Annotated in this window: 28 protein-coding genes; 1 reads left to right on the top strand and 27 read right to left on the bottom strand. The window is 46.0% G+C overall.

Annotated features, from left to right (window positions below):
* Positions 1–18: 18 nt before the first annotated feature.
* The 6 genes from bshA to AC0YNT_RS05890 all read right to left on the bottom strand — a co-directional run bounded on the left by bshA (position 19) and on the right by AC0YNT_RS05890 (position 4166).
* On the bottom strand, positions 19–1182 hold the full coding sequence (gene bshA, locus AC0YNT_RS05915; protein ID WP_475803725.1) for an N-acetyl-alpha-D-glucosaminyl L-malate synthase BshA: 1164 nt from the start codon (positions 1180–1182) through the stop codon (positions 19–21).
* An 88-nt stretch (positions 1183–1270) separates the two neighbouring features.
* Positions 1271–1969, bottom strand: coding sequence for a bacillithiol biosynthesis deacetylase BshB1 (bshB1, locus tag AC0YNT_RS05910; protein WP_475803724.1), 699 nt, complete (start codon positions 1967–1969; stop codon positions 1271–1273).
* Complete coding sequence (locus AC0YNT_RS05905) at positions 1966–2391, bottom strand: methylglyoxal synthase (protein WP_441890414.1); 426 nt, start codon at positions 2389–2391, stop codon at positions 1966–1968. Before AC0YNT_RS05905 ends, bshB1 begins: the two co-directional genes overlap by 4 nt.
* A 35-nt stretch (positions 2392–2426) precedes the next feature.
* Positions 2427–3185 carry a 4-hydroxy-tetrahydrodipicolinate reductase gene (dapB, locus tag AC0YNT_RS05900; RefSeq protein ID WP_475804082.1) on the bottom strand — a complete coding sequence of 253 codons (759 nt, stop codon included), beginning with the start codon at positions 3183–3185 and terminating at the stop codon, positions 2427–2429.
* Between the two features lie 48 nt (positions 3186–3233).
* Positions 3234–3776, bottom strand: a complete 543-nt coding sequence (locus AC0YNT_RS05895) for a tetratricopeptide repeat protein (protein WP_475803723.1) — start codon at positions 3774–3776, stop codon at positions 3234–3236.
* Between the two features lie 54 nt (positions 3777–3830).
* Positions 3831–4166, bottom strand: coding sequence for a nucleotide pyrophosphohydrolase (locus AC0YNT_RS05890; RefSeq protein ID WP_475803722.1), 336 nt, complete (start codon positions 4164–4166; stop codon positions 3831–3833).
* Positions 4167–4310: 144 nt separating this feature from the next.
* Here AC0YNT_RS05890 and AC0YNT_RS05885 point away from each other — a divergent pair, with 144 nt between their 5' ends.
* The gene (locus AC0YNT_RS05885; protein WP_475803721.1) at positions 4311–5177 is read left to right on the top strand and encodes a YitT family protein; all 867 of its coding nucleotides are present in this window, start codon (positions 4311–4313) and stop codon (positions 5175–5177) included.
* Positions 5178–5180: 3 nt separating this feature from the next.
* On the opposite strand, the gene AC0YNT_RS05880 is transcribed toward AC0YNT_RS05885, so the two are convergent.
* The 21 genes from AC0YNT_RS05880 to aroB all read right to left on the bottom strand — a co-directional run bounded on the left by AC0YNT_RS05880 (position 5181) and on the right by aroB (position 25076).
* Positions 5181–6044 (bottom strand): sporulation protein YpjB, encoded by an 864-nt coding sequence (locus tag AC0YNT_RS05880; RefSeq protein ID WP_475803720.1) that lies wholly within the window; start codon positions 6042–6044, stop codon positions 5181–5183.
* 186 nt (positions 6045–6230) lie between these two features.
* On the bottom strand, positions 6231–6869 hold the full coding sequence (locus tag AC0YNT_RS05875) for a DUF1405 domain-containing protein (RefSeq protein ID WP_475803719.1): 639 nt from the start codon (positions 6867–6869) through the stop codon (positions 6231–6233).
* Positions 6870–6964: 95 nt separating this feature from the next.
* Positions 6965–7840, bottom strand: a complete 876-nt coding sequence (locus AC0YNT_RS05870) for a c-type cytochrome (protein WP_475803718.1) — start codon at positions 7838–7840, stop codon at positions 6965–6967.
* Between the two features lie 18 nt (positions 7841–7858).
* Positions 7859–8530 (bottom strand): menaquinol-cytochrome c reductase cytochrome b subunit, encoded by a 672-nt coding sequence (gene qcrB / locus AC0YNT_RS05865; RefSeq protein ID WP_015844031.1) that lies wholly within the window; start codon positions 8528–8530, stop codon positions 7859–7861.
* 14 nt (positions 8531–8544) lie between these two features.
* On the bottom strand, positions 8545–9075 hold the full coding sequence (locus tag AC0YNT_RS05860) for a Rieske (2Fe-2S) protein (protein ID WP_167273151.1): 531 nt from the start codon (positions 9073–9075) through the stop codon (positions 8545–8547).
* 254 nt (positions 9076–9329) lie between these two features.
* Entirely contained in the window at positions 9330–9749 is a 420-nt protein-coding gene (locus AC0YNT_RS05855) for a DUF2487 family protein (protein WP_475803717.1), read from the bottom strand.
* A gap of 149 nt (positions 9750–9898) precedes the next feature.
* Positions 9899–10081, bottom strand: coding sequence for an IDEAL domain-containing protein (locus AC0YNT_RS05850; protein ID WP_167273144.1), 183 nt, complete (start codon positions 10079–10081; stop codon positions 9899–9901).
* Between the two features lie 215 nt (positions 10082–10296).
* On the bottom strand, positions 10297–11484 hold the full coding sequence (locus AC0YNT_RS05845) for a hypothetical protein (protein ID WP_475803716.1): 1188 nt from the start codon (positions 11482–11484) through the stop codon (positions 10297–10299).
* Positions 11485–12321: 837 nt separating this feature from the next.
* Entirely contained in the window at positions 12322–12927 is a 606-nt protein-coding gene (locus AC0YNT_RS05840) for a histidine phosphatase family protein (RefSeq protein WP_475803715.1), read from the bottom strand.
* A gap of 126 nt (positions 12928–13053) precedes the next feature.
* Entirely contained in the window at positions 13054–13656 is a 603-nt protein-coding gene (locus AC0YNT_RS05835) for an anti-sigma factor family protein (RefSeq protein ID WP_475803714.1), read from the bottom strand.
* Positions 13653–14249 carry an RNA polymerase sigma factor gene (locus AC0YNT_RS05830; protein WP_475803713.1) on the bottom strand — a complete coding sequence of 199 codons (597 nt, stop codon included), beginning with the start codon at positions 14247–14249 and terminating at the stop codon, positions 13653–13655. Before AC0YNT_RS05830 ends, AC0YNT_RS05835 begins: the two co-directional genes overlap by 4 nt.
* Before the next feature lie 555 nt (positions 14250–14804).
* Positions 14805–15896 (bottom strand): prephenate dehydrogenase, encoded by a 1092-nt coding sequence (locus AC0YNT_RS05825; protein ID WP_475803712.1) that lies wholly within the window; start codon positions 15894–15896, stop codon positions 14805–14807.
* Positions 15897–15900: 4 nt separating this feature from the next.
* A complete protein-coding gene (gene hisC, locus AC0YNT_RS05820) occupies positions 15901–16998 on the bottom strand; it encodes a histidinol-phosphate transaminase (protein ID WP_475803711.1) in 1098 nt (365 codons plus the stop codon).
* Between the two features lie 186 nt (positions 16999–17184).
* Positions 17185–17991, bottom strand: a complete 807-nt coding sequence (trpA, locus tag AC0YNT_RS05815) for a tryptophan synthase subunit alpha (protein WP_475803710.1) — start codon at positions 17989–17991, stop codon at positions 17185–17187.
* Complete coding sequence (gene trpB / locus AC0YNT_RS05810) at positions 17988–19184, bottom strand: tryptophan synthase subunit beta (protein WP_475803709.1); 1197 nt, start codon at positions 19182–19184, stop codon at positions 17988–17990. The genes trpA and trpB overlap by 4 nt, the downstream gene beginning before the upstream one ends.
* Positions 19165–19842, bottom strand: coding sequence for a phosphoribosylanthranilate isomerase (locus AC0YNT_RS05805; protein WP_475803708.1), 678 nt, complete (start codon positions 19840–19842; stop codon positions 19165–19167). Before AC0YNT_RS05805 ends, trpB begins: the two co-directional genes overlap by 20 nt.
* Positions 19839–20642 carry an indole-3-glycerol phosphate synthase TrpC gene (gene trpC / locus AC0YNT_RS05800; protein ID WP_475803707.1) on the bottom strand — a complete coding sequence of 268 codons (804 nt, stop codon included), beginning with the start codon at positions 20640–20642 and terminating at the stop codon, positions 19839–19841. Before trpC ends, AC0YNT_RS05805 begins: the two co-directional genes overlap by 4 nt.
* Positions 20632–21684 carry an anthranilate phosphoribosyltransferase gene (trpD, locus tag AC0YNT_RS05795; protein ID WP_475803706.1) on the bottom strand — a complete coding sequence of 351 codons (1053 nt, stop codon included), beginning with the start codon at positions 21682–21684 and terminating at the stop codon, positions 20632–20634. The genes trpC and trpD overlap by 11 nt, the downstream gene beginning before the upstream one ends.
* Before the next feature lies 1 nt (position 21685).
* Positions 21686–23248, bottom strand: a complete 1563-nt coding sequence (gene trpE / locus AC0YNT_RS05790; RefSeq protein ID WP_475803705.1) for an anthranilate synthase component I — start codon at positions 23246–23248, stop codon at positions 21686–21688.
* Between the two features lie 357 nt (positions 23249–23605).
* Positions 23606–23977: a chorismate mutase gene (gene aroH, locus AC0YNT_RS05785; protein WP_167276287.1), complete on the bottom strand. Its 372-nt coding sequence runs from the start codon at positions 23975–23977 to the stop codon at positions 23606–23608.
* 4 nt (positions 23978–23981) lie between these two features.
* Entirely contained in the window at positions 23982–25076 is a 1095-nt protein-coding gene (aroB, locus tag AC0YNT_RS05780) for a 3-dehydroquinate synthase (protein WP_475803704.1), read from the bottom strand.
* Between the last annotated feature and the right edge of the window lie 117 nt (positions 25077–25193).

Raw genomic sequence — 25193 nt, 5'->3', positions numbered from 1 at the left:
GGCACTCCCCTTCCTTTTCTAAGCTTCGCATACCGGAATTGGAAGATCGGCTTCAATCCCTAAAACCTGGTAATATATTTGCTCATATTGAGTCGTAATTACATCGTTACAGAACTCATTGCGTGCACGGAATAGGCATGCTTCCTTGAAGGAGTTATGAAGCTTCTCATCCTTAAGCAGCTGCGTTGCAAAGCCTGCCATCCCTTCCACATCGCCAATCGGACATAAGTAGCCAGTCTCTCCGTGAGTAACAAGCTCCGGAATACCACCGGCATTCGAACCAACCGTAGGTACGCCGCATGCCATTGCTTCAAGGGCAACTAGACCAAAGCTCTCTTTCTCCGAAGGAAGCAGCAATAGATCGGCCATTGAAATAACCTGTGCGACATCTTCTTGTTTGCCAAGGAAATGAACACGGTCTTCCAAGCCCATTTGTCTGATCTTGCACTGAATCTTGGACAGTTCAGGGCCTTCGCCTACAAGAAGCAGCTTAGCAGGAAGTTGTTTGGACACGCGTTCAAATATTTCTACAACGTCACTTACACGCTTAACAGGACGGAAGTTGGAAATATGCATCATAATCTTCTCGTGTGGCTCCGCATAATCGGCGCGAAGAGATACTGCATCCCGCGGGTAATACACCCGTTTATCGACGAAATTATAAGTTAGATCAATGGGACGAGTAATATCGAGAAGCTGTCTTGTTTCATTAATTAAATCCTGTGACACAGCTGTTACAGCATCACTCTGATTAATGGCAAGACGAATCAGATCCTTCAGCGACTCATCTTGTGCCAGCACGGTAATATCCGTACCATGGAGGGTCGTTACGGTCTTAAAGCCATCTCCAAGCATTTGTTTCGCCAGATGAGCACAAACGGCATGTGGAACGGCATAATGAACATGCAGCAGATCCAGCTTTTCCATCTTCGCAACCTGTGCCATTTTACTTGCCAAGGATAAATCATATGGCGGATAACGGAAGACGTAATAATCATTGACTTCTACTTCGTGAAAGAAAATGTTTTTATGAAATTTCCCGAGACGGAAAGGTATGCTGTGCGTAATAAAATGTATCTCATGGCCGCGCTCAGCCATTAATTTTCCAAGTTCCGTTGCAACGACGCCGGAACCCCCCAGGGTAGGATAACACGTGATTCCAATTTTGAGTTTACGTGCCATATTAGTCGTCCGCCCTTTCATAACATGATGATAATCTATATATTCGACAATGTTCTATGTTATGTCGTCCATCACTTTTTACCTTTTGTTAAAAATATTCCACCGCATGCGGACGCTTAATCGCGAATCCTTCCGCATACTTCCAGCCTCGTGTTTGACCAAGCAGGCTGTCGCGAGCCTCTACCCGTTCGATATAACGATCTGTCAGCGGTGTTGCGACACGGTCTTCACCTGGTGCAGCTGTCTGGAATTGTGACTGATAAGCCATAAGAGACTGTCGCTTCTCATCGTAATACTTAGACACATCTACCATAAGCGAAACGTTATCAACATCATTTATGTAATAATAAATCAATTGCTCCACTTGAACAGCCGGCAGCTCTGGCATGTAACGACGAAGTTTGGCATTAAATACGGCTTCCTCAACTAGCTTGCTGCAAGCGATATGATCAGGATGACGATCCACCCAATATGGGGCGAATACTATCCGAGGCCGGGTACGGCGGATTTCTGCTACGATTGCATCAATATGTGACTTTGTCATTTCCAGACCACGATCTGGCAGTCCCAGATTCGTACGGGCATATAGACCAAGCACCGAGGAAGCATTGGAAGCTTCCAGCTTCCTAAGCTCCACGGTGCCGTTTGAAGACATTTCCGCTTCGGTCAAATCACAAATTCCAACCCGTTTACCAGCAGCCGTATATTTCGCAATTGTGCCGCCCATTCCGATCTCTGCATCATCCGCATGAGCACCAAAGACGAGAAGATCTAATGGCTCACTCATGGCTGATCAATACCTGGTTTATATTTGTGTACAAGCTCGCGCCAAGCAAAGTCTCCGCGTGCAAGTGCCCTTACGAGCAGCTCTGCCGTAGCCACATTGGTTGCTACCGGAATGCCCTGCACGTCACAAAGACGAAGCAAAGCAATGATGTCCGGCTCGTGAGGCTGCGCCATAAGCGGATCACGCAAGAAGATGATAAGATCCATCTCATTTTGTGCAACCATGGCACCGATCTGCTGGTCACCGCCAAGAGGACCGGACATAAAGCGATGTATTTTAAGGCTTGTTTGTTCCATGATCCGAGTACCCGTTGTACCCGTCGAGAATAATTCATGGGGAGCAAACACGCTTTCATAAGCAGTTACAAAGTTAACCATTTCTTCTTTTTTGCGGTCATGCGCGATAAAAGCAATTTTCAACATCTACAATCCCCACTCTTTCTACGCTGTATAAGAAATTAGTCCATTACATGTTCGAAACCATAAATCATACCACTGTATGTCATGATTTTTTTGATCGCAACATTAACACCTGGCATGTAACCAGCGCGGTCATAAGAGTCATGACGAATTTTCAGCGTTTGACCATAGCCGCCAAATACAACCTCTTGCTGAGCAAATACGCCTGGCAGCCTTACACTATGTATACGGAAGCCATTATAGTAACCTCCGCGAGCCCCTTCGATAACTTCTTCTTCATTCGGGTTACCTTGACGAAGCTCTTCGCGTACTTGTGAGATCAATTCAGCAGTCTTGATGGATGTACCCGATGGTGCATCCAATTTCTGATCGCCGTGATACTCAATAATCTCGACATGCGGCAAGTATTTGGATGCCTCTGCTGCGAATTTCATCATCAGAATGGCGCCAATGGAGAAGTTCGGGGCAATCAAGCCACCCAGCCCTTTTTCCTGGCAAAGCTTGTCCAGCTCTTCGATTTGTTCAGGCGTGAAGCCTGTTGTACCCATAATAGGCCGGACGCCATATTCAATCGCGACCTTTGTATGCTGATAAGCTAACGCAGGCACTGTAAAATCAACTAGTACATCTGCCTTTGCGCCGCTTAGTGCTTCTTCAATCGTTGCACTAACGATAACCCCTGTATTCGATTTCCCTGCAAATAGTCCAGCATCCACAGGACCTGCTGAAGGAGCGACAGCAGCAACGAGCTCAAGCGCCTCGTCCTCCAGCACCATTTTCACAACTTCACGGCCCATTCGGCCGCTTGCTCCGATTACTGCTACCTTAATAGCCACCAAGATCACCTAATCTTTCTGTTGTTGTTTGCCCATCACCCGTCTGCGCATCATCCTGCGCTTCCGATTTACATCAGCGAACAATCTACGCGCTGCGGAATGTCCGGGATCTAGTCTAATTGCTTCTCTGGCATTAACCACCGAATCTTCAATACGGCCCATCTCCGAGTATGTCAATGCAAGTAAATAAAAGGCCTCGAAGCTAAGTGGGTCAAGCTCAGCCGCCTGCTGAAGCAGGGGCAGCGCATCCAGGTACCGAGATGGTACTTCAGCTAGCTTAAGCTCAGCCGAGGATACCAAGAGTCTCGACTCAATCGTATGCAGATGATATAAATATTCGGGATGATTACCATCAAGCTCTATTGCTTGCTTCGCATATTGATGCGCTTTGCTCCATTTGCCGCTTCTGGCGCATGAAACCGCACATTTATGTTGATAGCTCGCATTTAGAGGTTCTGCCGCTATCGCTTGCTCGAACCAATAAATCGCCTGTTCGAAATCACTATTTAGAATAAACTCATACGCCTTCTTCACGCAGCTTTCCCCGTCCATATGCCCATCCTCCTTGTACACAGGTTGATGGTACAGCATATGTAGGAGGGTGTTCTACTGTTCGGCGTTTTTTCTCGTCCAGCGGTCAGCGTCCCGAGTATTGAATTTATTCATGACTTTGTTATGCGCTTCCGTCAGATCAATGTTGAGGGAATTCGCAAAGCAGGACAAAATAAATAAAATATCGCCAAGCTCCATCTCAATGGAGTTTTCTTCTTCATTAGGCTTTTTTGGCTTCTCACCATAATAGTGATTCACTTCTCTGGCGAGCTCGCCTACTTCTTCACTCATTCGCGCCATAAGAGCTAATGGGCTGAAATAGCCTTCTTTAAATTGACCGATATAGGCATCTACTTCGCGCTGGATATCGGCTAACGATTTATCTGTCATTGCTGATGACCCTTTCTTTCTTATGTATAACGCTAATAACACCTATGTTAACGTAAAGAAGCACTGAAAACAATGTTTTTTGAGCCGTTCATTAAGCTATAATACTTAAATAGCTTGTTCATGAACCTAAAAGGAGTTCCTCATATGCCGCAGAAATACATGCTTCAACTTCGAACCATATTACCCATTCTATTGGGTACAGCCATCTATGCCTTTGGGCTTCATTATTTCGTGATACCAAACCAACTGATGGAAGGCGGCGTGACTGGTATCGCCGTCCTGCTCAACTACGCTGCCGGCTGGCCGCTCTCAATCTCAACCCTGATTCTGAATATTCCGCTCTTTGTGATTGGCTGGAGGAAGCTAGGCCTTGGCGAAATGGCCTACACCCTTGTTGGTGTTATCTCACTATCCGGTTTCCTTGCATTGATGGAATGGATGATTGAAAAGGGCTGGATCGTTACGTTAAGCAATTCCCATGACTACCTGCTGGCTGCTCTTTATGCAGGTGTGACGTTAGGCGGCGGATTAGGTATCGTCTTTCGGGCAGGAGGAACAACCGGCGGCGTCGATATCATCGCCAGAATTGCTTCAAGGCGCAAAGCTTTCAGTATGGGGCAGTTTATTTTACTTACTGATGCCATTATCATTGGCATCTCGCTTTTCTATATTCCAATTGAGAAAGTACTTTACACCCTCGTTACTGTCTTTGTCGCATCCAAGCTGATTGACTTTATTCAAGATGGCGCGTATGCGGCCAAATCTTTCTCGATTATTACCGAGCATGGCAAGGAAATGGCTGCCCAGATCACTTCCGAGCTTGACCGAGGTGTTACTTTAATGCCAGCACTCGGCGCTTTTTCCGGGCAATCAAAAGAGGTCGTCTACTGCGTTGTTCAGCGGCAAGAAATGCGCCGGCTTAAGAACATTATACGCCGTATCGACCCCAGAGCTTTTACTGTAATTAGCGAAGTTCATGATGTACTTGGTGAAGGCTTCAAAGAAGAATGAGAATTAGGAGAGCGGCTTTATGCCATATGGCTGCTGCTTATATTTGCGCCAGCCTATGTACGTAAGAACGGCCATAATGATTGCGCCTAGCAGCAAGATCCAGCTAATCGGATTCGCCTCACCTGGTGGGGCGATGACCGGTTCTTCTTCTTCGGAATGACCGTTATCGAATAACCGGTTTAGAGAATATTCCAAATCCTGAATCGAATTGTCCGTCCAGTCCTGCTTAGTCTGACCTTTCATCCCCGCTTCAAGAAGGACATTGGTATAATGCATGCGTTCCCTTAATTCCTCAATCCGATCCGCTGGCCTCTGCATCGAAGCAGCTGCTTCAATCCGCAGCAAGTGTTCATTAAAGCTGTTCATCGCAGCGCGGGCTGCAGTAGCACCGTCATCTGTCTGTCTGTTCCATGAACGGTTTACACGCTCCAAATCCTCCAGCATCACTTTCTCATACTGTAGCCATAAGGCATGTTCCGGACGCAGCAGCGCATCAGTTGTGAGATGGATACGCGCCGAAGCTGTTAACCAATCCGAAGTCATCTTACCGTTCTTTAGCGTGAATGCGATAGATGAGATACTATCCTCCATCAACATCCATCCAGCAGCTTGTCCGGCTTGCCGAACTTCTTGTTTGTCCACAAGCTTGGCGAGTTGCTGCACATATTTATAGCCAGCTTGGCGATTGTTCCTATAAGCAGCTTCGTATAAAGCTGTAGCCGTCTCGTCCAGACGAAGCAGCCCACTCCGTGATTCGTTAGCATGACCTGTCCCAATCCGTTCCGATGGAAAGGCTTTAGCAACCGTAACCGAACAGACGGTCATGACGATACATAAGAATAAGGGCAGTGCAATTCGTATCTTCATGGACATCCCTCCTACAAAGAATTGCCGCACAAGAGGCCAAGTCCAACTTGGCTCATGCGGTGATTCTTACATCGTAAGCATCTGCTAGAAAGAATTTCCGCATAATAGGCCAGTCCAACTTGCCTATGCGGTGATTCTTACTTCGTAAGCCACTGCTATGACCACTTTATGAAGGGATGTCCATCCTTATGTCTGTTTTTTTGCCTTTAAAGCTAAACCTCCAACAATAAAGCTGAAGATCGTTAAGCTATACGTAAACCACTTCACCTGTGTCAGGTTATCCATGAGGGAATCTGACAGCCATGGGAAGACATCATAGGTATAATCCACCGTATCATTAAGCAAAAGCCATAAGGTACCGATAACAGCAGCCCCTACTCTAGCCTTCATAAACCTAGCGTATAAAAGCACCTCAATAGCCATTGCCGAATGTGAACACATTAACATCCAATGCTCCCAATGCAGCGGATCTCCCTGCATACTGCCCGCAACAATCATCGATACAGCCCAGATCCCATATTTAATAGAGGTAACGACCGCCAGACCCTCAATAATCATCCTTGCGCCATTAACAAATTTGGAGTTACCACGCGGTGGAAACAGCCAATACAGTAGGGTGATGGTGAAAAACAAGCTTGCCGTCGGACTATCCGGCACAAAAACAATTTGCCATAGCGGATGGCTGCTGAGAGTGTCCTCAATTTGATTTCCATACCAAATGTACCCATAGATGGTACCTAGGAAATTACAAATAAACATCAGCCATAAAAAGAGGCGATTCAACAGAAACGATCTGCTCCAAAACCAAGATATCGGTAACCCCATTGGAATATACGTCCCTCCATTTTACCCATATAGTAAGGAAAACTTCGAAAAAAACCTGATCGTATAAATACGATCAGGTTTTCAAGGTGCTGCTATTATTCAGCTGGTGCTTTTTGCTTCGACAGCCAAGTTGTTAATTGGTCAATCTCTTCTGCAGTCAGTGTGCCTTTGAAGGATGGCATGCCGCCGCGACCATTCGTAACCGTCTCAACTAGTTCTTCCTTCGACAAACGATCGCCAACACCAGTCAAAGCTGGGATTTGCGGTGGATTGCCTTTCAGATCTGCTGCGTGACAAGTTACACATTGCGCTTTCTTTACAATATCCATTGCTGGATCGTTAGCATCAACAAGTGCAACTGCCTTATCTTCATTCTTCGTTGCGCTTGGTACTTCTTGGCCTTTTTCGTGGGCCTCACGTGCTTTCTCTTCACGAACATGATGCTCAGGGATCGAGTTCGTAGCCTTCATCTCATGCGTGTAGTGATTCCAAGAAATAACGGTCAAATACACACAGGAAATTAATGACAGAAACATAAGAGATGAAGCAATAGGACGACGATAGAAACGGCGCTCTTTACCTGTGTCCAGGAATGGAGCAAGCAGTAAACCGCCGAACATTACAGCTGGAACACCCATTGTACCAAGTACGATATAGTCACCAGATACCCATGGATATTTCAGGAACTGATACAGGAACAAGAAATACCAGTCTGGCATTGGGATAAAAGCTGCGTTTGTAGGATCCGCTGGATAACCAAGCGGTGCACCCTCAGCAATTGTCCATGTCAGGAACCCGACTAGAACGACACATCCGACCATCCATTCCTTAAGCAGGAAGTTCGGTATGAACGCTTCCGATTTACCGGGGTAGGACGTATAATCTGGCGGAATGTTTGGATGATTGCTTTTCTTCACCCGTGAGTCGCCAACATAAACGACCTTCTCGTTCGATTTATGACCGTGCGCCATAATAAATCCTCCCTTCGCTTAAAGTGGTCCAGAGATGCCTTGCTTCCGGATCATCAGGAAATGCGCTGCGAGCATTGCGATCAGAGCGCCAGGCAAGAAGAATACGTGAATCGCGAAGAACCGTGTTAGCGTTTGCGCGCCAACGATGTCGCCACCGTACAGGAATTCACCGATATAAGGTCCGATATACGGAACTGATTCTGCGATCTGTACGCCAACCTTCGTCGCGAAGTAAGCTTTGTTATCCCAAGGCAGCAGGTAACCTGTAAAGCCCAGACCTAACATAATGAAGAAAATCAGCATCCCTACGACCCAGTTCATTTCACGCGGAGCTTTATACGAACCGGTGAAGAATACACGCAAGGTATGTAAAAACATCATAACGATAACTAAACTTGCTCCAAAGTGATGCATCCCGCGAACAATCCCACCAAATGCTACTTTATGGTTCAAATAGTCAACGCTTGCATAAGCATTGATGATGTCCGGTACATAGTACATGGTAAGGAACATGCCGGACAAAATTTGAATTACAGTAATGAAGAACGTCAAACCGCCAAAGCAGTATACGAAAGCGGAGAAGTGATGAGCAGGGTTAACATGCTCAGGAACTTCGTGGTCCGCAACATCCCGCCATAGCGGCGTAATATCAAGACGTTCGTCAATCCAGTTGTACATCGATTTAAACATCTGCTATCAGCCTCCTATACCCGAGAGTTTTTCTTAACAGGACCTAAGTACACAAAACCGTTTTCAATTTTCGTTTCATATTCATCTAATGGGTTTGGAGCAACTGCAAGGTTCTTACCATCTACGGTATATCTTGCACCGTGGCATGGGCAGTCATACTCATGTTTGCCTAAGGTATTCCAGCCAATCGTACAACCCAGATGCTTACAAACTGGCGAAAGTGCAAAAACTTGGTTATTCGCATCTTTCGTAATCCATGCTGAAAGCTCCGGATCACTTACGTACCAACCATCGACCTGATGAATTTGGAACTTGAATTCTTGAGGCTCACTTGTTATTTTGCTCTCTTCAACTACTTTAACCCATGTACCCTCTGCTTTTTTTGCTAAGAGAGGATCAACCGCAAAACGGACCATAGGCAAAACCGCGCCACCCATCATAAAGGCAGTCGTACCGCCGAGTGTATACGACAAAAATTGACGCCGGGACATCTCTTTGCGTTGAACCGGACGATGCGCGGTTTCTTGATGTTCGTGGTTACTCATCTTCTGTTCTAACCCCCTTTGCCAACCATTTCTCGCGTTCAGCCACACGGCAAAACGCTTGACGAACTAGGACATACACTATAATAGCCTAGGTGCTTGGGAGCGTCAAGAATATGGCTCGCGATTTGTTTACCTATAAAATGCCATTCATAAATTTGTTGGCAATTTGTCACAATTAACCTTGCCATAACTTTTGTTTCCCCAAATCCCATTTTTTTTATTCAAAAAGACCATGTTCACAGCTTGACATCCGACTAGGATTCGCCGGGATTCCACATTGCCACCACTGCTTTCGACACAGATGCCGCAGTTGGTGCCGCTCCATCTTGTTCCGGGCAAATGATTAGATCCGCTTCCGGGCATGTCAGCCCTTCTTGATTCTTCGCGGAAATGACAATGACAAATCGGAATCCTGTTTCCTTCAATGAACGGCAAACTCGTGAGACGATGTTCTGATCAGTGCCTTCGCTTATGTAATGCAATGCAGGATAAGTAACGATCCTTCCTTTAAACGGAATTTCGATCAGATCCATAACATCCCTCAATTGTTCAAGCGCTACTCGCGCTTCATGAGGCTGTTCTATCCCCGTCATGCCTGTTACCGGCAGCAAACAAGTGTCTAGATATGGCTTAAGCTCGTCCCATTGTTCATCTGCAATATCACTAAACTTCATTCCTGCTCCCTCTCCCTGCTTAAATTGAACCCATCCCTCTATGTTACCCATAAAGGGGGATCTTGCCAATCATTGCAAACAAAAAAACTCCCGCAGCTATGACGGATTGCTTGCCTCCATCATAGGGCGGAAGTTTCTATTTGCGTAAATTAGCTTTTCAATTGATTTAATTGAGCAGCTAAACGGTAGAACGTATCCTCGTCCCCAACAGCTAACGCTTGATCAATCCCTTTGTAAATCTGATCGGAGCGAAATTTGTGGACGGCTTCATCTAATACCATTTCCGCTGCTAAACCTAGCATTGCTTCATACGCAACTTTCATTTTGTCCATAGGATACACCTCCAAACCGGCGTTTAAGAGATCCTATCGTCTTCGACTTTCGTCACGCGGTGATTAAAGTGAAAGAGTATAGGTCAACTTACATCGTTCTCTGTCACAATCGAACCGGCTCCTACTTTAAGCATATTCACCATTCTGCGCGCCGATAAGTACGATTGCCCCCATTCCAATTAATATGCCATCGCCTAGTTGGTTTCATAGAAATTCTAATAGAGAAACATACGATCTTGATCTTCGAGGCTTACTCCTGCGATAAGCGCTCTTCCCATTTTCGTCATCCGGACAACTGGTCCATACTCCTGATGTTCACCAACGCGCAGCATGCCCAGATGCACCATCATCCCAATCAGTCGAACATCAAGTACCATATCCGCCGTATCATAATAAAACGGTTTAATGAAGGGTACGAGTACTTTGCGAAGCGATGCGACTGTAACCCATTGCTCAGCCAAGCTGTTCATCCAATGAACAAGTGCCAGCAAATTAGGGATAGGTCCTTTGTAGAGTTTCAACCAAAACTTATACAGCTGTTCCATTTCATTAACCGGTTTGTTATGCAGCCGCTCTTCACCAATCGTCGATAGAGCAAGTACCAGATTATTATCTGCGAAATACTTCATATAGCTGCAGTAGTCATAAAGGAGAGACATCCGGTTCGGATAATGGTGGAAATGTCGGCCGTATCCAAAGCGCCATTCGCCTTTGGATGGCAGCTCCTCCTGGATAGCCAGCTTCTCTAATATTTGTCCACTGAATCGTTTGTACATTGAGCCATCTGCAGCTAGCTGCACTTCATTGTGATAAATATAATGAAGCAGATGATAAATATCATCCTGTGCAAGCATCTGCTCATCCCGGTACACTTGCGGCTCATCCGTATAATGCAGCTCAGCTGCGAATTTTTTACGGAGCGTATCACGAAATCTTGTTCGTAGATCCTGCGGAACTTGGAACATATAACGGTTCGTTCCAGTTACACCATTAAACAGCCAGCCCTGATGCTTAAACCTGGAGATCATCTCCCGCGGTCCGCTTTCTTTAGGCGCTTCTGCTTCTGCCTGCTTTTTCTTAGAGGTACGTTTCGTTTTTTTCTGCGGCGGCGGCTCTTCCGCTGGCGGCTCCAGTTCACCAAACTTGCTTTGCTGAACCCTCGCTACAAGCTCTTCTAGACTGAATGAATCTCTCGATTCGAACAGCAAAGAGTTCAAGAACCGCATTTCGTCTAGTTTCATACTGCTGATCTGCGCTTCAAATACATCTTTCCGGCTTACGGTTGAGAGAATAGACTGAATCAAATCATTTTTGGAGTGACCATTGCACTCACATTGATACACGGTAGCGATCCGGCTTAATTGCTGAATATCAGCATAGCCCAGCATATCCGACAAATTCATTAAATCTCTCCTTTCCGTAAATACCCGCGCCGCCTAAGCTCTGCTTCGCGAGCTTGTTATTTGATTCGCTAGCAATAATTAGTATCATTATGGGAAAATATTTGAATTTTAAAACTACTTGTGTGAAAAAGGTTTACATCGCGATGGCGAGGGCTGTGCTTGGACTGCGCAAGAAATGTTCTTCGATCGCCATTGATTCCGGATTCCTTCGATTAGTTGTGGTTAAGGTTAGGAATCCGGTAATCAAAAGCGAACGCTTAAAAGCCTTTCTGAAAGAAAGCTACTTCGAAAGCATAATCTCGCTTCTACAGAACATTTCTTGCTCCGTCCCGCCTCCTTTGCTCGCTTGCAAATTTATCTACTCCATTACATCCTCTATAACCTTGCTTCAGTACCCATAATGCTCTGGTCACACACACGTTGTATTTACTCCAACATTATCTATCTTTCTCCAAGCCTCGTGGCCATACGTTGGATTCCCTCCAACCTTATTCATCTGTAACGAGGTTACTGGAGCTTTCGAGTTCATCTGACTGTATCAAATCCAACATAGGCGAGCGAGTAACAGCAAATACAGTGATCACGTTGGATGAAATCCAGCGTGGCACTTCTCAGAACTACAAAAATAGGGCTGCCAATAATCGGCAGCCCATAACTTGTTAAAACAATATAATTGACGAGGGAATGAACGGCGAATTGTATCTCCTGGAGGAGCGAAGCGCTCGCCTTTGTCATTTTGAATAAACAAATAACATCTTTAATCAAAATTCAAAATGACAACAGCGACCGGAAGGAGATACATTCCCGAGAGGGACACATCAGTCGATTAATCAAAAATCACTTCTTCAAACTCGGAGCTTCCTTCTCCTGCTCCAAATGACGAGTACAATTATACAACAATGGCTGCCACTGCTCGTCCTTAAACTGAAGAATCGAATAGGATAAATTACCGAGATGCTGTTTCTCCATATCGGCACATAACGTATCGAACATCTGCGCGAGGAATCCGCCATGAGACACCACAAGCAGCCGTCCTTCCGGCTTGCGCTGCTGCCACTCCGCTATAAAAGCTAGGCCACGGGCACGGACTTCCTCATCGGATTCCAAGCCCTGTGCAACCTCACGCCAATTTTCTCCCCAGCGATCAATCCGTTCTTGTAAGATAAGGCCTTCGACTTCGCCAAAATTTCTTTCCCGCAATCTTGAATCGCCATCAAGAAGAGGAATATCCAGCTTTTCAGCAATTACAGAGGCAGTCAGACGAGCCCGCTGCAGATCACTGGAAATAACAGCATCCCACAGCTTCTCATCATGGCTTAACCGTTCAGCCAGTGCATTCGCCTGCTTGATTCCGAGTTCATTTAAAGGAATATCTGTTTGACCTTGAATTTTTCCCAGTGCATTCCAATCGGTATTACCGTGACGAACCATTCCAATAATCATCTTACTATCCCTGCTTTCCTGCGGAAATGAGAAAACCTCTATCGTGGTCATTTGAAGATGACGATCACGGTTAGAGGTATAATTACAGAAGCCCAACAGAGACTTCGCATGTCCTAAGCTTTTGCATCAGCTTCGAGTTCTAGACAACCAGTTCAATATTAATAATGACATAACTACACCTAAAAGCGATAGAGCGATCCAATATTGCGGGAAGGTCGGGACGACCTGCAGCACGAATGGATCACTGACACTCGCCACAGGCACTTCAAATTCAGCACTAATAACAAAGTCACTGCCAGAAGCATTAGCTGTATCCATTAAACCAGTCAACTGCGCCATCTTCTCTTCGGAAGTGCCATTCTCATTGCCTTTAATGAAGAAGATCAATGTACATGTAAAAATAGTCAAACATGCAGCCAGCACAATGGCTAAGTTACGTCTAAAAGCAGGCGAAAAATGATAGCTTTTCTGAGATACAGGCAACAGCCACGATTGTTCAGCATAAATGCGATCCATGACGCTGCGATTCACATGTTCCATTTGAGCACTGACAACCTCATCTTCTTCCGAAAGCATGCGTATCATTTCTTCGCTTTCTTCCCATAGACGGTATTGTTCTGCACAGTGCTCACAATCGAGCAAATGAGCTTCCATCGCTTCACGCTCGACATCTTCCTCAGAAAAATCCCCGAAGAGATCGAACTTGTCTTGTACGTCATCGCATTTCATCGTGTGTTCATCCCCTCGTATTCTTCCATCATCGGCGATTCGCCAAAATAAGGCTCAAGCTGCATCTTTACGCTGGCTCTTGCCCGGAATAACAACGATTTTACAGAACTCACCGTTTGACCCAAGATATTAGCAATCTCTTGATAGTCGAGCTGATCATATTCCCTCAGAATGAGTGCTGAGCGTTGTTTCTCAGGTAAATTATTAATAGCTTCCCGAACCATCGCCATTCGCTCACTGCGCAGCACATGCTGCTCAGGTACCTGGTCAGGCGGGGCCGCAGGCATCATATTAGACTCGTCTAATGGTACATGAGCCGACTTTTGCTTACGCAGCTCACTAAGTACCGTATTACGTGCAATTGTATACAGCCATGTTGAAAAAGAAGCATCTACCTCACGAAAAGAATGAAGGCTGCGGTATGCTTTATAGAAAGTTTCCGAGCACAAATCTTCCGCAAGCAGCTCCAGCTTTGCACTCTTCAACATATGATAGATAAAAGATAATATCTTTCGTTGGTAACGTCGCATCAGCTCAGAGTAAAGCTCGATGTTTCCGTCCTTGATCTCACGTATTAATTGGGAATCAGTCATGACAGGCGAACCTCCTCACCTGCGAATTCTTCTTCCCAGTTCGATTATGTAACATTGTACCGAACCGGAAGCGAAAAGTTGCGGTCATTATCATTAAAATTTTCAATAAATACGATGTATGTAATTCGATGCTCAATAGTCAAATTCCTTCTTCTTTCGACAAAAAGGGTTTTCATCCATATTTTAACAACAGGACTGTCATTACGTATTGTAACATACGAACCTGCATTAGTCTTAAAAAATAAGTAAACTCTCATTTCTTTAAAAGCAGGAATTTGTCGGAATAAGAAGGATATACTCGTCCAATAAAATGAACAAAAAAAAACCACTCCGAAGAGTGGTCAGCGTTCATGATGAACGCTATAGTTTTGGATAGGAGTGGAGAGAAACCATACTGTACTTTTATTATATGTATACGCTTCCACTAAGTCAATGCTTTTTTTGAAAACGCTTAAACTTTTTTTGAAAGCGTTATCCAACCATTTGCGGTTAACAACCACGTATAGAGAAATCCTTACTCTTTTCATACACAACAAAAAAACCTCTTTCGAGGTTTTATTGGCGAACGGTATATCCGGTTTTATCGAGCAGCTGCATCGCTTGATCCAGATCTTCCTGTGTACGGAAAGATAAACGAAGAACACCAGGAACATCTTCTCTGCTCTCAATGATATTAATATTGCTAAGATTAATCCGGGCACTGCCAAGCTCACTAGCGATGTTGCCGATAATCCCTGGATGATCGGGGACATCCACATAACAATCGTATAAGGAATGAATCATCCCTTTGCGGCGCTCCGGCAATTTACTGCGGAATTCACCCGCCGTCTGGAAGGCTTCCTCTATTGCATCTCCGTCTAGAGATTCAAGCATAACAGCGAATCGCTCGACCTCACCATTCCAATCCTTGAGAAGCTTAAGCAGCACCTCACGGTTATTAATGAGGATGTCCCGCCAAACAACCGGGTCACTGGCTGCAATTCTTGTAATGTCACGGAATCCGCCTGCCGCGAGCAATTCGTACAGACCATTATTCTCATTGTAGCCACGAATTTGATTAACGAGCGCTACTGCAATCATATGTGGAAGATGGCTGATCGCCCCAACAATCTCGTCATGAGACTTGGAATCTACGCTTACAAGATGCGCTCTTGTATGCACAAGCAGATTTCTAAGGCGTTCCAAATCATTTACTGATGTTGATTCATCAGGTGTAAGCACGTAGAAAGCATTCTCGAACAGATTTGTAGATGCCGCTTCTACACCGGAACGCTCGGAGCCTGCCATAGGATGGCCGCCAATAAACGTTGCTCCGTTCAGCTCCAGTCTTTTGCCGCATTCAGCAACCGAAGCTTTCGTGCTGCCGACATCTGTAATAATACAGCCCGGCTTCAAGTTAAGCTTGCTGAGTTCTGTAACATACTCTTCCAGGTTGCCTACAGGCACGCATAGGAATATAAAATCGGCTCCCTCAGCTGCTTCCTGCAAGGAAGTCGTTGCATAATCAACGACTCCCCGCTTCATATATTTCTCTACAGAGGATTGACGGTTCGAATATCCGACTACCGTTAGACCAGGCTTGCCTTTAAAGCAAAGCGCTAGTGATCCTCCAATTAATCCTACTCCAAATATCGCAATCTTTGTCATAAGGCTATCCGCGCACCGCCGCTTCTTGAAGAACTTGCTCGAAAGCGGCAATAAACTTCTCGTTCTGTTCCGGAGTGCCTATAGATACACGAATATAGGTCGGATAATAAGTCCAACGAGGTCTAACGATAATCCCCCTGCGGAGCAATGCCTGGAATACTTCAGCAGACGGAAGTTTTGCATCCACCATAATAAAGTTGCCGAATGCAGGGAAATATTTCAGACCAAGCCGATCGAATTGGCTGTAGAAATATTTAATTCCCGCATTGTTCTGTTCACGGCAGAACGTGACAAAGTCATCATCTGCTATGGAAGCTGTTGCTGCAACCTGTCCAAGTCGGTTCGTATTAAAGGGTTCGCGAATTTGATTCATGTATTGAATCACATCTGCATGACCAATCCCGTAACCGATCCGGAGCGATGCCAGTCCATAAATTTTGGAGAATGTGCGCAGGACGATCAAATTACGATAATTTTTCAAAAGCTTGATTCCATCCGGGAAACCTGGCTCATCAACAAACTCGCAATAGGCCTCATCCAGCACGACAAGAACATCTTTAGGCACTTTATCGAGGAAAGCAGTAAGCTCATCTTCCTTGACAATAGTACCTGTCGGATTATTCGGGTTACATACCCATACGAGCTTTGTACGGTCGTTAGTCTTGGCAAGCATAGCCGAGAGATCATGTTTGCCGTCTTTCAAAGGTACTTCAATAATGCGCGCATTCTCGATTTCTGCATTATGCTTATATTGGGAGAACGTTTCATCTGCCATGATCGTTTCATCGCCAGGTGCGAGATAAGTGCGGCAAAGCATAAGTATAATGTCACTTGATCCGTTACCGAAAATAATCTGGTTAGACTCTACCCCAAATTTTTTCGCAACCGCTGCATTCAGCTCAAAGCTGGCACCATCCGGATATGTGGCAATTTGACCTAACTCATTTATGATAGCTGCTTTCGCCAGTTCGGAATAACCAAACGGGTTCTCGTTGGAAGCAAGCTTAATTACTTCCTCTAATCCAAGCTCTCTCTTAACGTCCTCAACCGGTTTCCCTGGCTGATAAACAGGAAGATGCACAATATTACTTTTTGGCTGCATCGCCATTCACCTCTTTGTCTTATTGGCTAACTGCATGTTTTCTATTGTCTCACATCTCGTAAAGGTTTTAAAGGGTATGCAAGTAAATTAGGACAGAATATGACAAAGGTACTGTCTTTTGAGCACTTCTTTAGTGCAAATAGGAGAATAGAAAAAGGACAGAGCGATTTGCTCTGTCCTAACTCATTAGCCCTTTAATCCAGCAACAAATTCGCGGATTTGTGTAAGCCCTGCTTCCCTTTGCTTCTCATCGGTCAGAAGTGGCAGTGACTCTTCGATCTTACGAACGATGGCGCTGCCAACAACAACGCCGTCACAGATGCTCTCAAAGCGCTGAACCTGCTCACGGCTCGAAATCCCGAAGCCTACAGCAATCGGAAGCTCGGTTGCTTCACGTACAGTAGCAAGGAAATCATCAATACCGCTGTGGAATTCCGCGCGGACGCCGGTAACGCCAAGTGACGATACACAATAGACGAAGCCACGTGCCTTACGCGAGATCCGAACTACACGATCCTTAGAAGTTGGCGCAACAAGCGGGATCAAATGAACTCCTTTTAATTCTGCCAATTGACGAACTTCTTCGTCTTCTTCAATCGGAAGATCAGGAATGATCAAGCCGCTGATTCCTTTTTCAACAACTAGGTTCATAAACGGTTCCAGGCCAAACTGCAGCACGGGATTGAAGTAAGTAAACAAGATAAATGGCATTTGAACGCCGGCTTCTCTGGCTTGTGCAGCTGTTTCAATACAGTCCAGAATCGAGATACGGTTCTGCAGCGCACGCTCAGATGCCCGTTGGATAACTGGACCATCTGCCAGAGGATCGGAGTAAGGAACACCAAGCTCCACCATGTCGGCGCCTGCTTGCTCGAGTTCTTTAATAATCGCAATAGATGTAGGGATATCAGGATCCCCGATCGTTAAGAAAGGAATAAGTGCTGTCTTTCCTTCTTGTTTTAATTTTGCAAAAGCAGTATCGATCAAATTCATGCCTCTGCACCTCCCAGATATCCCATGATCGCTTCCACGTCTTTATCACCACGGCCGGACAAGCTTACAACAACGATCTTGTCTTGATCGAGTGTTGGAGCAAGCTTAATCGTTTGGGCGATCGCATGAGCAGATTCCAACGCTGGGATAATGCCTTCTGTGCGGGACAGCAGCTGCAGCGCATCAAGCGCTTCTGCGTCCGTAATCGGGAAGTACTCTGCACGGCCAGAATCCTTCAAGTAAGCATGCTCTGGACCAATACCAGGGTAATCCAGACCCGCTGAGATCGAATGTGCCGGCTGTACCTGACCAAACTTATCTTGCAGCAAGTAACTGAATGATCCTTGGAACACGCCGTGGCTGCCCATCGTCATCGTTGCTGCATGTTCTTCTGTATCAATACCGCGTCCTGCCGCTTCAACCCCAACAAGACGAACGGATTCATCTCCAATAAACGGATAGAAAATACCAATGGCATTGCTGCCGCCGCCTACAGCCGCAACAATGTAATCTGGAAGACGTTCTTCTACTTCCACGATTTGTTTCCGTGATTCATCCCCAATAATCCGCTGGAAGTCGCGAACCATCATTGGATATGGATGCGGACCTGTCGCAGAACCAAGAATATAGAACGTATCATCTACATGGCTGACCCAGTAGCGGAGCGTTTCATTGCAAGCATCTTTAAGTGTACGCGTGCCAGATAGTACAGGAACAACCTCTGCACCAAGCAACTGCATACGGAATACGTTCAGCTGCTGGCGCTTCATGTCTTCCTCGCCCATAAACACTTTGCATTCGAGACCAAGCAAAGCTGCAACGGTAGCTGATGCTACACCATGCTGACCTGCGCCAGTTTCAGCGATAACCTTTGTTTTACCCATACGTTTCGCAAGAACCGCCTGCCCAATCGTATTATTGATCTTATGAGCGCCTGTATGGTTCAAGTCTTCGCGCTTGAGGTAAATCTTAGCGCCGCCAAGATGCTGGCTTAACCGTTCCGCATAATAAAGCGGAGTTGGACGACCTGAATATTTGTGAAGCAAATCATGTACTTCTTGCTGGAAAGCAGGATCCTGCGAATAATGTTTATAAGCTTCTTCTAGCTCCAGCAAAGCATTCATCAGCGTCTCTGGTACATACCGTCCGCCGAATTTGCCAAAGCGCCCGTTATCATCTGGTACTTGGTTCATGTTCAATCACCTTTCCAACGAATAATCTAATTTTCTCGATGTCTTTGTGTCCGTTTGTCTCGACTCCACTCGATACATCAATACCATCAACCTGATTACCTGCGAGAAGCTCGCCTACATTGCCTGAATTCAAGCCTCCAGCTACATAAAGAGGCACTTGGATCGCTGCAGCAGCCTTCTGATATTCGGAGATAACCTGCCAATCAAATGTTTGGCCAGTACCGCCGCCAGCCGTATCAATCAATAAAGCGTCTATCGCACCGGCAAAAGGAGAAACTCGCTCAGCCGCACTTTGTCCGTCTTTTCCAATAGACATAACCTTCCATACCTTGACAGGAAAATTACTCTTCACTAATCGGCTGAACTCCGGTGTTTCTTGACCATGCAGCTGCACCACATCAAGGGGAGCTTTGGCCAAAATATGTTCCAACTCGGTAAGATCGGGGTTGACGAATACACCAACTGTTTGTGGAGCCTCACCATTGGCAGCTTTCAACTGCTTCGCCGAATGAATGAGGCCGGCAGCTGTCCCGGGATCGACTTGACGTTTGCTAGGGGCAAATACAAATCCTATCTCATGGAAAGGAAGACCCTCCATCGCTTCAATCGTTGCCGAATCCTTTAAACCACAAATCTTGATTCTTGGCGTTGCTGTCATCCTTGCGTCACCTTCACCGGTCCCATAAGTTCAATAACCGCTTGTCCAGCATCCGGCTGGCGCATGAAATGCTCGCCAATTAATACACCATTTGCTCCTACAGTTTGCAGATAATCCATGTCCTGGCGTCCAGCGATCCCGCTTTCACTAATAACGGTAACTCCTGCTGGCATCAGATCAATTAACGACTCTGTCGTATGCAGATCAGTAACAAATGATTTCAAATCCCGATTGTTTACGCCAATAAGCGTCGCTTTATCGAGCTCTAGAACACGTTCCAGCTCTTCCCGGTCATGGACTTCAACCAGAACGTCCATACCAAGAGATTTGGCCGTATCATATAACTCCGATAATTCAGATGAAGTAAGAATTGCTGCTATTAATAGTACAGCATCTGCGCCAATTAGACGAGCCTCATACACTTGACGGTAGTCAATGATGAAGTCTTTGCGGAGAAGCGGAATACTCACTGTCTCTTTGATCAAGCTTAAGTATTCGTTAGAGCCTTGGAAATAATCGCGGTCAGTTAATACGGATATACAATCCGCACCCGCGCGCTCATAAGCAGCAGCAAGCTGTGCTGGATGAAAATCTGGACGAATAAGGCCCTTGGAAGGCGATGCCTTCTTTACTTCTGCAATCAAACCAATGTCCCGCTTGCGGCCTGCTGTTAGAGCACGCTCGAAGCCGCGGCATTCCGGCAGCAAAGCAATTTGTCGTTCATAATCTGAAAGCTGAAACTGGGAAGCGAGATGAGTAACCTCTTCCCGCTTTGTAACTACGATTTTATCAAGAAACATGAGCCAACTCTCCTGTCGTTTGAATAAGCTTAAGCAATTGTTGTTCTGCTTTGCCGGAATCAATCATCTCGGCCGCAATAGCAACTCCTTCTTGCAACGAATCTGCATGGCCACCTACATAAATGCAAGCACCTGCGTTAGCGAGGACGATATCACGATAAGCACCACGCTGCTGACCGCTGAAGATCCCTCGAATAATCGATGCATTGGTAGCAGCGTCCCCGCCTATTACTTCAGAGATCGGGTAACGGGTCAGGCCAAGATCTTCCGGTGTAAGCTCGTATGTCACCACTTCACCATTCCGAAGTTCCGAAATTCGTGTAGGTGCCGAAATACTAATCTCATCGAGTCCGTCAATACTGCTGACGACCATTGCACGTTTAACCCCAAGCTCATTGAGCACAGCCGCAATCGTAGCTGTCTTCGTGCGGTCATACAGACCGATCAGTTGACGATCAGCTCCAGCGGGATTCGCTAACGGACCCAGCATATTGAAGATCGTACGAACACCAAGTTCACGGCGAGGCGCAGCCGCATGTTTCAGCGAAGGATGATACAGCATAGCGAACATAAAACAAATACCGATTTGATGAAGACATTCGGCAGCTTGCTCAGGAGTCAACGTAATTTGCACGCCTAAAGCTTCAAGAACATCTGCACTGCCTGCTTTCCCCGACATAGCACGATTGCCATGTTTGGCGACACGGATGCCAGCTGCAGATGCAATAATAGCGGATGCGGTAGAAATATTGAATTTATGAATGCCTGAGCCGCCGGTACCACATGTATCCAGTAACCCTTCCTGCTTGGTTTGGACATGGCTCGAATGCTCACGCATAGCTTCCGCAAAGCCAGTGATCTCGTCTTTCGTCTCGCCTTTCATACGAAGGGCAGTTGCTACTCCTGCAATTTGTGAAGACGTTGCATTACCGCTCATAATAAAATCCATAACCGACCGAGCTTCTTCACGCGTCAGATCAGTGCTGCTTACAAGTTTATTAAGTGCCTCTTGCATCGTCATCGATTCTGTCATCAAACTCATTTTACAACACCTCTCCACTTGTCACATAGTAATCTGTATTAACCGCCTGCTCGGCCGTATTGTTCCGTTTTCCAAAAATCGCTTCAGCTGCCCGAATTGCCTTCAAGCTTGCTTTAGCCTTATTGACTGTTTCCATATATTCACTCTCAGGTACGGAGTCCCATACAATACCCGCCCCGCTCTGTACATAAGCTTTTCCGTTCTTGAACACAATCGTGCGGATTGTAATACAGGTATCCAGCGATCCACCAAAGCCTAAATAACCAATCGCACCTGCATATGCACCTCGCGCTTCATTCTCAAGCTCAGCAATAATCTCCATTGCCCGAAGCTTAGGAGCCCCCGATACAGTCCCAGCTGGCAAACAAGACAGGAAGGCATCAAAGAAATCTCTATCCTCACGAAGCTTGCCCGATACATTAGATACGATGTGCATGACATGCGAATAACGTTCAATCTCCATAAAGGAGTCGCAGCGTACAGAACCAAATTCAGATACACGGCCAATATCATTACGTCCGAGGTCGACCAGCATCAAATGCTCCGCACGTTCCTTCTCATCAGCGAGCAGCTCCACCTCAAGCGCCTTATCCTCTTCCGGTGTCTTGCCGCGTGGCCTAGTTCCGGCAATCGGCCGAGTCTCTACCTTACGGTTGCCATCGACCTTCACAAGCGCCTCTGGCGAAGTGCCAACGATAACTTCATCGCCCATTTTCAAATAGTACATATAAGGGGATGGGTTCATCGTACGCAATACACGGTAGACATGCAGCGGATCAATATCCGTCTCGATACTGAAGCGTTGAGATAATACTACTTGGAAAATATCTCCTGAGCGAATATATTCTTTGGCCTGCTCAATATTCGAGATGAACTGCTCCTTGGTCAGGTTCGATTGTACATCACCAAGCTCAGGGTCATTCGGAATCGTCCCTCCGGTCATAACCGGAACCTTGAGCGGCTGCTGCAAACGTTCAATCGTTGCTTCGATCTTCTTTACGGCACGATTATAAGCTTTCTCGATAGCCGCATCTGTTGCTGCATGCGGGATATGAACGTTGCCGATGATTTGAAGCTGCTGCTTGAAATGGTCGAATACGATGACTTGATCACAGAACATAAATTGCAGATCATTCATTTGCAGATCATCAATCCGATGCTTTGGCAGGTTCTCATAGTATTGAAGCAGATCATAACCAAAGTAACCAATTGCTCCACCTGTAAATGGAGGAAGTTCTGGCAGCGACGGGCTGCGATAGCCGCGAAGCTGAGCTTTCAAGAGCTCAATTGGCTTCTCGTCGAATACTTGTCTATCTCCGTTATGCTCGAGTACCATCTTGCCGTTCTTACCGTACAGCATCATGAAAGGATCCGTTCCGATAAATGAATATCTAGCCCATTTCACACCACCTTCAACACTCTCCAGCAGAAAGGCATGCTGCTCTTTCGCAAAATGCTGGAACAAGCGAATTGGTGTTTCGGTATCGGCAAGCATATAGCGAACAATTGGAATAATATTGTACTGGTCGGCCAGCTTCGTTACTTGCTGCAATTCATTTGTCATGGGGGGTTCCTCCTCATAGCTTCGTACCGGAAGCGGCAACGAGCATTCTTTCGTTTGAATGGGAAGGGCATTAAAAAAGCCCCTGCGGGTGCAGGGGCGTTGAATGTAAGATGATGACAATTGAGATTGCACGCAAATAAAGAATAGACCTAAGGCGCATAACAGCAACATGCCATTCCTTGCGCTATTAGATAACAAACCTTCTACTCTCTTCTTCACTGCACTCTTCTCTACTCTTCTCATCTCTACTCAACTATAAAGCCTGCTACCTCAACTAAAACCTGTCTCTTGTCTTGCGTCTCTTCTGTGCTATTTATTATTAGTTCTCAATATACTACCGATTGGACTGTACGTCAATTATGATTTTTTGGATAAATCAGGACGAAGCACACGTGCGCCAGCTAAGTACACATGATTAATTTCTGCTTGAGACTTATCCGTATTATAATGAATCATGAATCGGATACAACGTTCCAGACTGCCTTTAACCGGCACTTCCAACGCACACATTAATGGGACAAGATCCCATCCAGCCATCTGGCGGATTGCGATCGCAGGGAATGTATCGTCCAAATCCTGGGTAACCGTAATAAATACGCTGCCGATATCGCTTGGGTCAATTGCATTTTGCTTCACGATTTCGTTCAACAACTCAAGGGTTGCCTGCAACATTTGTTCTTTCTCATTCGCTTCTACAGTAATGGCTCCGCGGATTCCTCTAACACTCATCTTCTTACGCCTCCAGTTTCAATTGCTCAACAATGTCCCGTACCCAAGCGGACTGAACATCCTTCTTAATGTCCACTTTACCGATCTCTGTTGGTACAACAAATACCATCGTACTTTCGCTGAATTTCTTATCGTGCATCATTGCATCCATAATGGCATCCACGTCAAAATGCTCCGGCAGTTTAACCGGCAGGCCAACTTTGGATAATACACGTTTGGTTGTTGTATAGACTTCCTCAGGTGCTCCATAGCGCAATCCAAGCTTGGCAGATCCAATCATACCAATCGAGATCGCTTCACCGTGCAGCAGCTCCCCATAGCCGGCAACTGCCTCAAGCGCATGGCCTATCGTATGGCCAAGGTTTAGAATAGCCCGCAGGTCATTCTCCCGTTCATCCTTGGATACGACAGCAGCTTTAACACTGCATCCTTTATATAAGGCATATCCAAGCGCATCCGGATCGAGAGCCAGCAGCCGGTCTGCATTCTCTTCGCACCAAGCCGTAAATTCAGCATCCCAGATTAGTCCATGCTTCACGACTTCGGATAACCCAGCGCTAACTTCTCTTGGAGGAAGCGACTGCAGCGTATTCAAATCATATAGAACCATCTCTGGCTGATGGAAAGCACCAATAATGTTCTTCGCGAGCGGGTGGTTAACCGCAACCTTGCCGCCTACACTGGAGTCATGTGCCAAAATAGTCGTTGGAATTTGAATGAATTTGACTCCGCGCATATAAGATGCCGCAACAAACCCAGCCAGATCGCCTACAACTCCGCCGCCAAGAGCGACAATGGCAGATTTCCGGTCAAGTCCAGCTTCCAGCGCTTTCGTTACGAGGCTTTCCAGCATGGTCAAAGACTTAGAGCTCTCACCTGCAGGAACTACTGCACTCGACACTGTAAATCCAGCTTCACGCAGATTGTTCTCGAGCGGCTCCAAATAATGCGGGGCTACACGTTCATCCGTGATAATAAGAAGTGGTGATTTCATGCTGATTTGGTGCTTTTTGAAATAAGCAGGAGCCTCCTGCAAGAGACCTTCGCCGATATAAATGGGATAAGAGCGTTCGCCAAGCTCAACTTTCAGTTCGCGCATGATTCGTACCATCCTAACTGTTTATATTCCGAGCGTTTTGTTATGTAAACATCTTTGCTCATTATAGTACAGGCTGTATGCTTTGACAAGAAATGAGGACTGCCTGTAATCGCATAA

This window comes from Paenibacillus sp. J22R56, assembly GCF_056269375.1.
This window is presented reverse-complemented; position numbering and strand designations above follow the sequence as displayed.

Excerpts from the sequence above, each read along its gene's own strand:
- AC0YNT_RS05885 (WP_475803721.1), top strand. The coding sequence starts at position 4,311 with ATGCCGCAGAAATACATGCTTCAACTTCGAACCATATTACCCATTCTA.
- AC0YNT_RS05890 (WP_475803722.1), bottom strand. The coding sequence starts at position 4,166 with ATGACAGATAAATCGTTAGCCGATATCCAGCGCGAAGTAGATGCCTAT.
- aroH (WP_167276287.1), bottom strand. The coding sequence starts at position 23,977 with ATGAGTGTTAGAGGAATCCGCGGAGCCATTACTGTAGAAGCGAATGAG.
- AC0YNT_RS05905 (WP_441890414.1), bottom strand. The coding sequence starts at position 2,391 with ATGTTGAAAATTGCTTTTATCGCGCATGACCGCAAAAAAGAAGAAATG.
- AC0YNT_RS05895 (WP_475803723.1), bottom strand. The coding sequence starts at position 3,776 with ATGGACGGGGAAAGCTGCGTGAAGAAGGCGTATGAGTTTATTCTAAAT.
- AC0YNT_RS05880 (WP_475803720.1), bottom strand. The coding sequence starts at position 6,044 with ATGAAGATACGAATTGCACTGCCCTTATTCTTATGTATCGTCATGACC.
- trpB (WP_475803709.1), bottom strand. The coding sequence starts at position 19,184 with ATGAACCAAGTACCAGATGATAACGGGCGCTTTGGCAAATTCGGCGGA.
- AC0YNT_RS05825 (WP_475803712.1), bottom strand. The coding sequence starts at position 15,896 with ATGACAAAGATTGCGATATTTGGAGTAGGATTAATTGGAGGATCACTA.
- aroB (WP_475803704.1), bottom strand. The coding sequence starts at position 25,076 with ATGCGCGAACTGAAAGTTGAGCTTGGCGAACGCTCTTATCCCATTTAT.
- AC0YNT_RS05855 (WP_475803717.1), bottom strand. The coding sequence starts at position 9,749 with ATGAAGTTTAGTGATATTGCAGATGAACAATGGGACGAGCTTAAGCCA.
- hisC (WP_475803711.1), bottom strand. The coding sequence starts at position 16,998 with ATGCAGCCAAAAAGTAATATTGTGCATCTTCCTGTTTATCAGCCAGGG.
- trpC (WP_475803707.1), bottom strand. The coding sequence starts at position 20,642 with ATGTTTCTTGATAAAATCGTAGTTACAAAGCGGGAAGAGGTTACTCAT.
- AC0YNT_RS05805 (WP_475803708.1), bottom strand. The coding sequence starts at position 19,842 with ATGACAGCAACGCCAAGAATCAAGATTTGTGGTTTAAAGGATTCGGCA.
- AC0YNT_RS05835 (WP_475803714.1), bottom strand. The coding sequence starts at position 13,656 with ATGAAATGCGATGACGTACAAGACAAGTTCGATCTCTTCGGGGATTTT.
- dapB (WP_475804082.1), bottom strand. The coding sequence starts at position 3,185 with ATGGGCCGTGAAGTTGTGAAAATGGTGCTGGAGGACGAGGCGCTTGAG.
- trpA (WP_475803710.1), bottom strand. The coding sequence starts at position 17,991 with ATGAATTTGATCGATACTGCTTTTGCAAAATTAAAACAAGAAGGAAAG.
- AC0YNT_RS05845 (WP_475803716.1), bottom strand. The coding sequence starts at position 11,484 with ATGAATTTGTCGGATATGCTGGGCTATGCTGATATTCAGCAATTAAGC.
- bshB1 (WP_475803724.1), bottom strand. The coding sequence starts at position 1,969 with ATGAGTGAGCCATTAGATCTTCTCGTCTTTGGTGCTCATGCGGATGAT.
- AC0YNT_RS05875 (WP_475803719.1), bottom strand. The coding sequence starts at position 6,869 with ATGGGGTTACCGATATCTTGGTTTTGGAGCAGATCGTTTCTGTTGAAT.
- trpE (WP_475803705.1), bottom strand. The coding sequence starts at position 23,248 with ATGACAAATGAATTGCAGCAAGTAACGAAGCTGGCCGACCAGTACAAT.
- bshA (WP_475803725.1), bottom strand. The coding sequence starts at position 1,182 with ATGGCACGTAAACTCAAAATTGGAATCACGTGTTATCCTACCCTGGGG.
- AC0YNT_RS05850 (WP_167273144.1), bottom strand. The coding sequence starts at position 10,081 with ATGGACAAAATGAAAGTTGCGTATGAAGCAATGCTAGGTTTAGCAGCG.
- qcrB (WP_015844031.1), bottom strand. The coding sequence starts at position 8,530 with ATGTTTAAATCGATGTACAACTGGATTGACGAACGTCTTGATATTACG.
- AC0YNT_RS05870 (WP_475803718.1), bottom strand. The coding sequence starts at position 7,840 with ATGGCGCACGGTCATAAATCGAACGAGAAGGTCGTTTATGTTGGCGAC.
- AC0YNT_RS05840 (WP_475803715.1), bottom strand. The coding sequence starts at position 12,927 with ATGATTATTGGAATGGTTCGTCACGGTAATACCGATTGGAATGCACTG.
- trpD (WP_475803706.1), bottom strand. The coding sequence starts at position 21,684 with ATGAGTTTGATGACAGAATCGATGACGATGCAAGAGGCACTTAATAAA.
- AC0YNT_RS05860 (WP_167273151.1), bottom strand. The coding sequence starts at position 9,075 with ATGAGTAACCACGAACATCAAGAAACCGCGCATCGTCCGGTTCAACGC.
- AC0YNT_RS05830 (WP_475803713.1), bottom strand. The coding sequence starts at position 14,249 with ATGACTGATTCCCAATTAATACGTGAGATCAAGGACGGAAACATCGAG.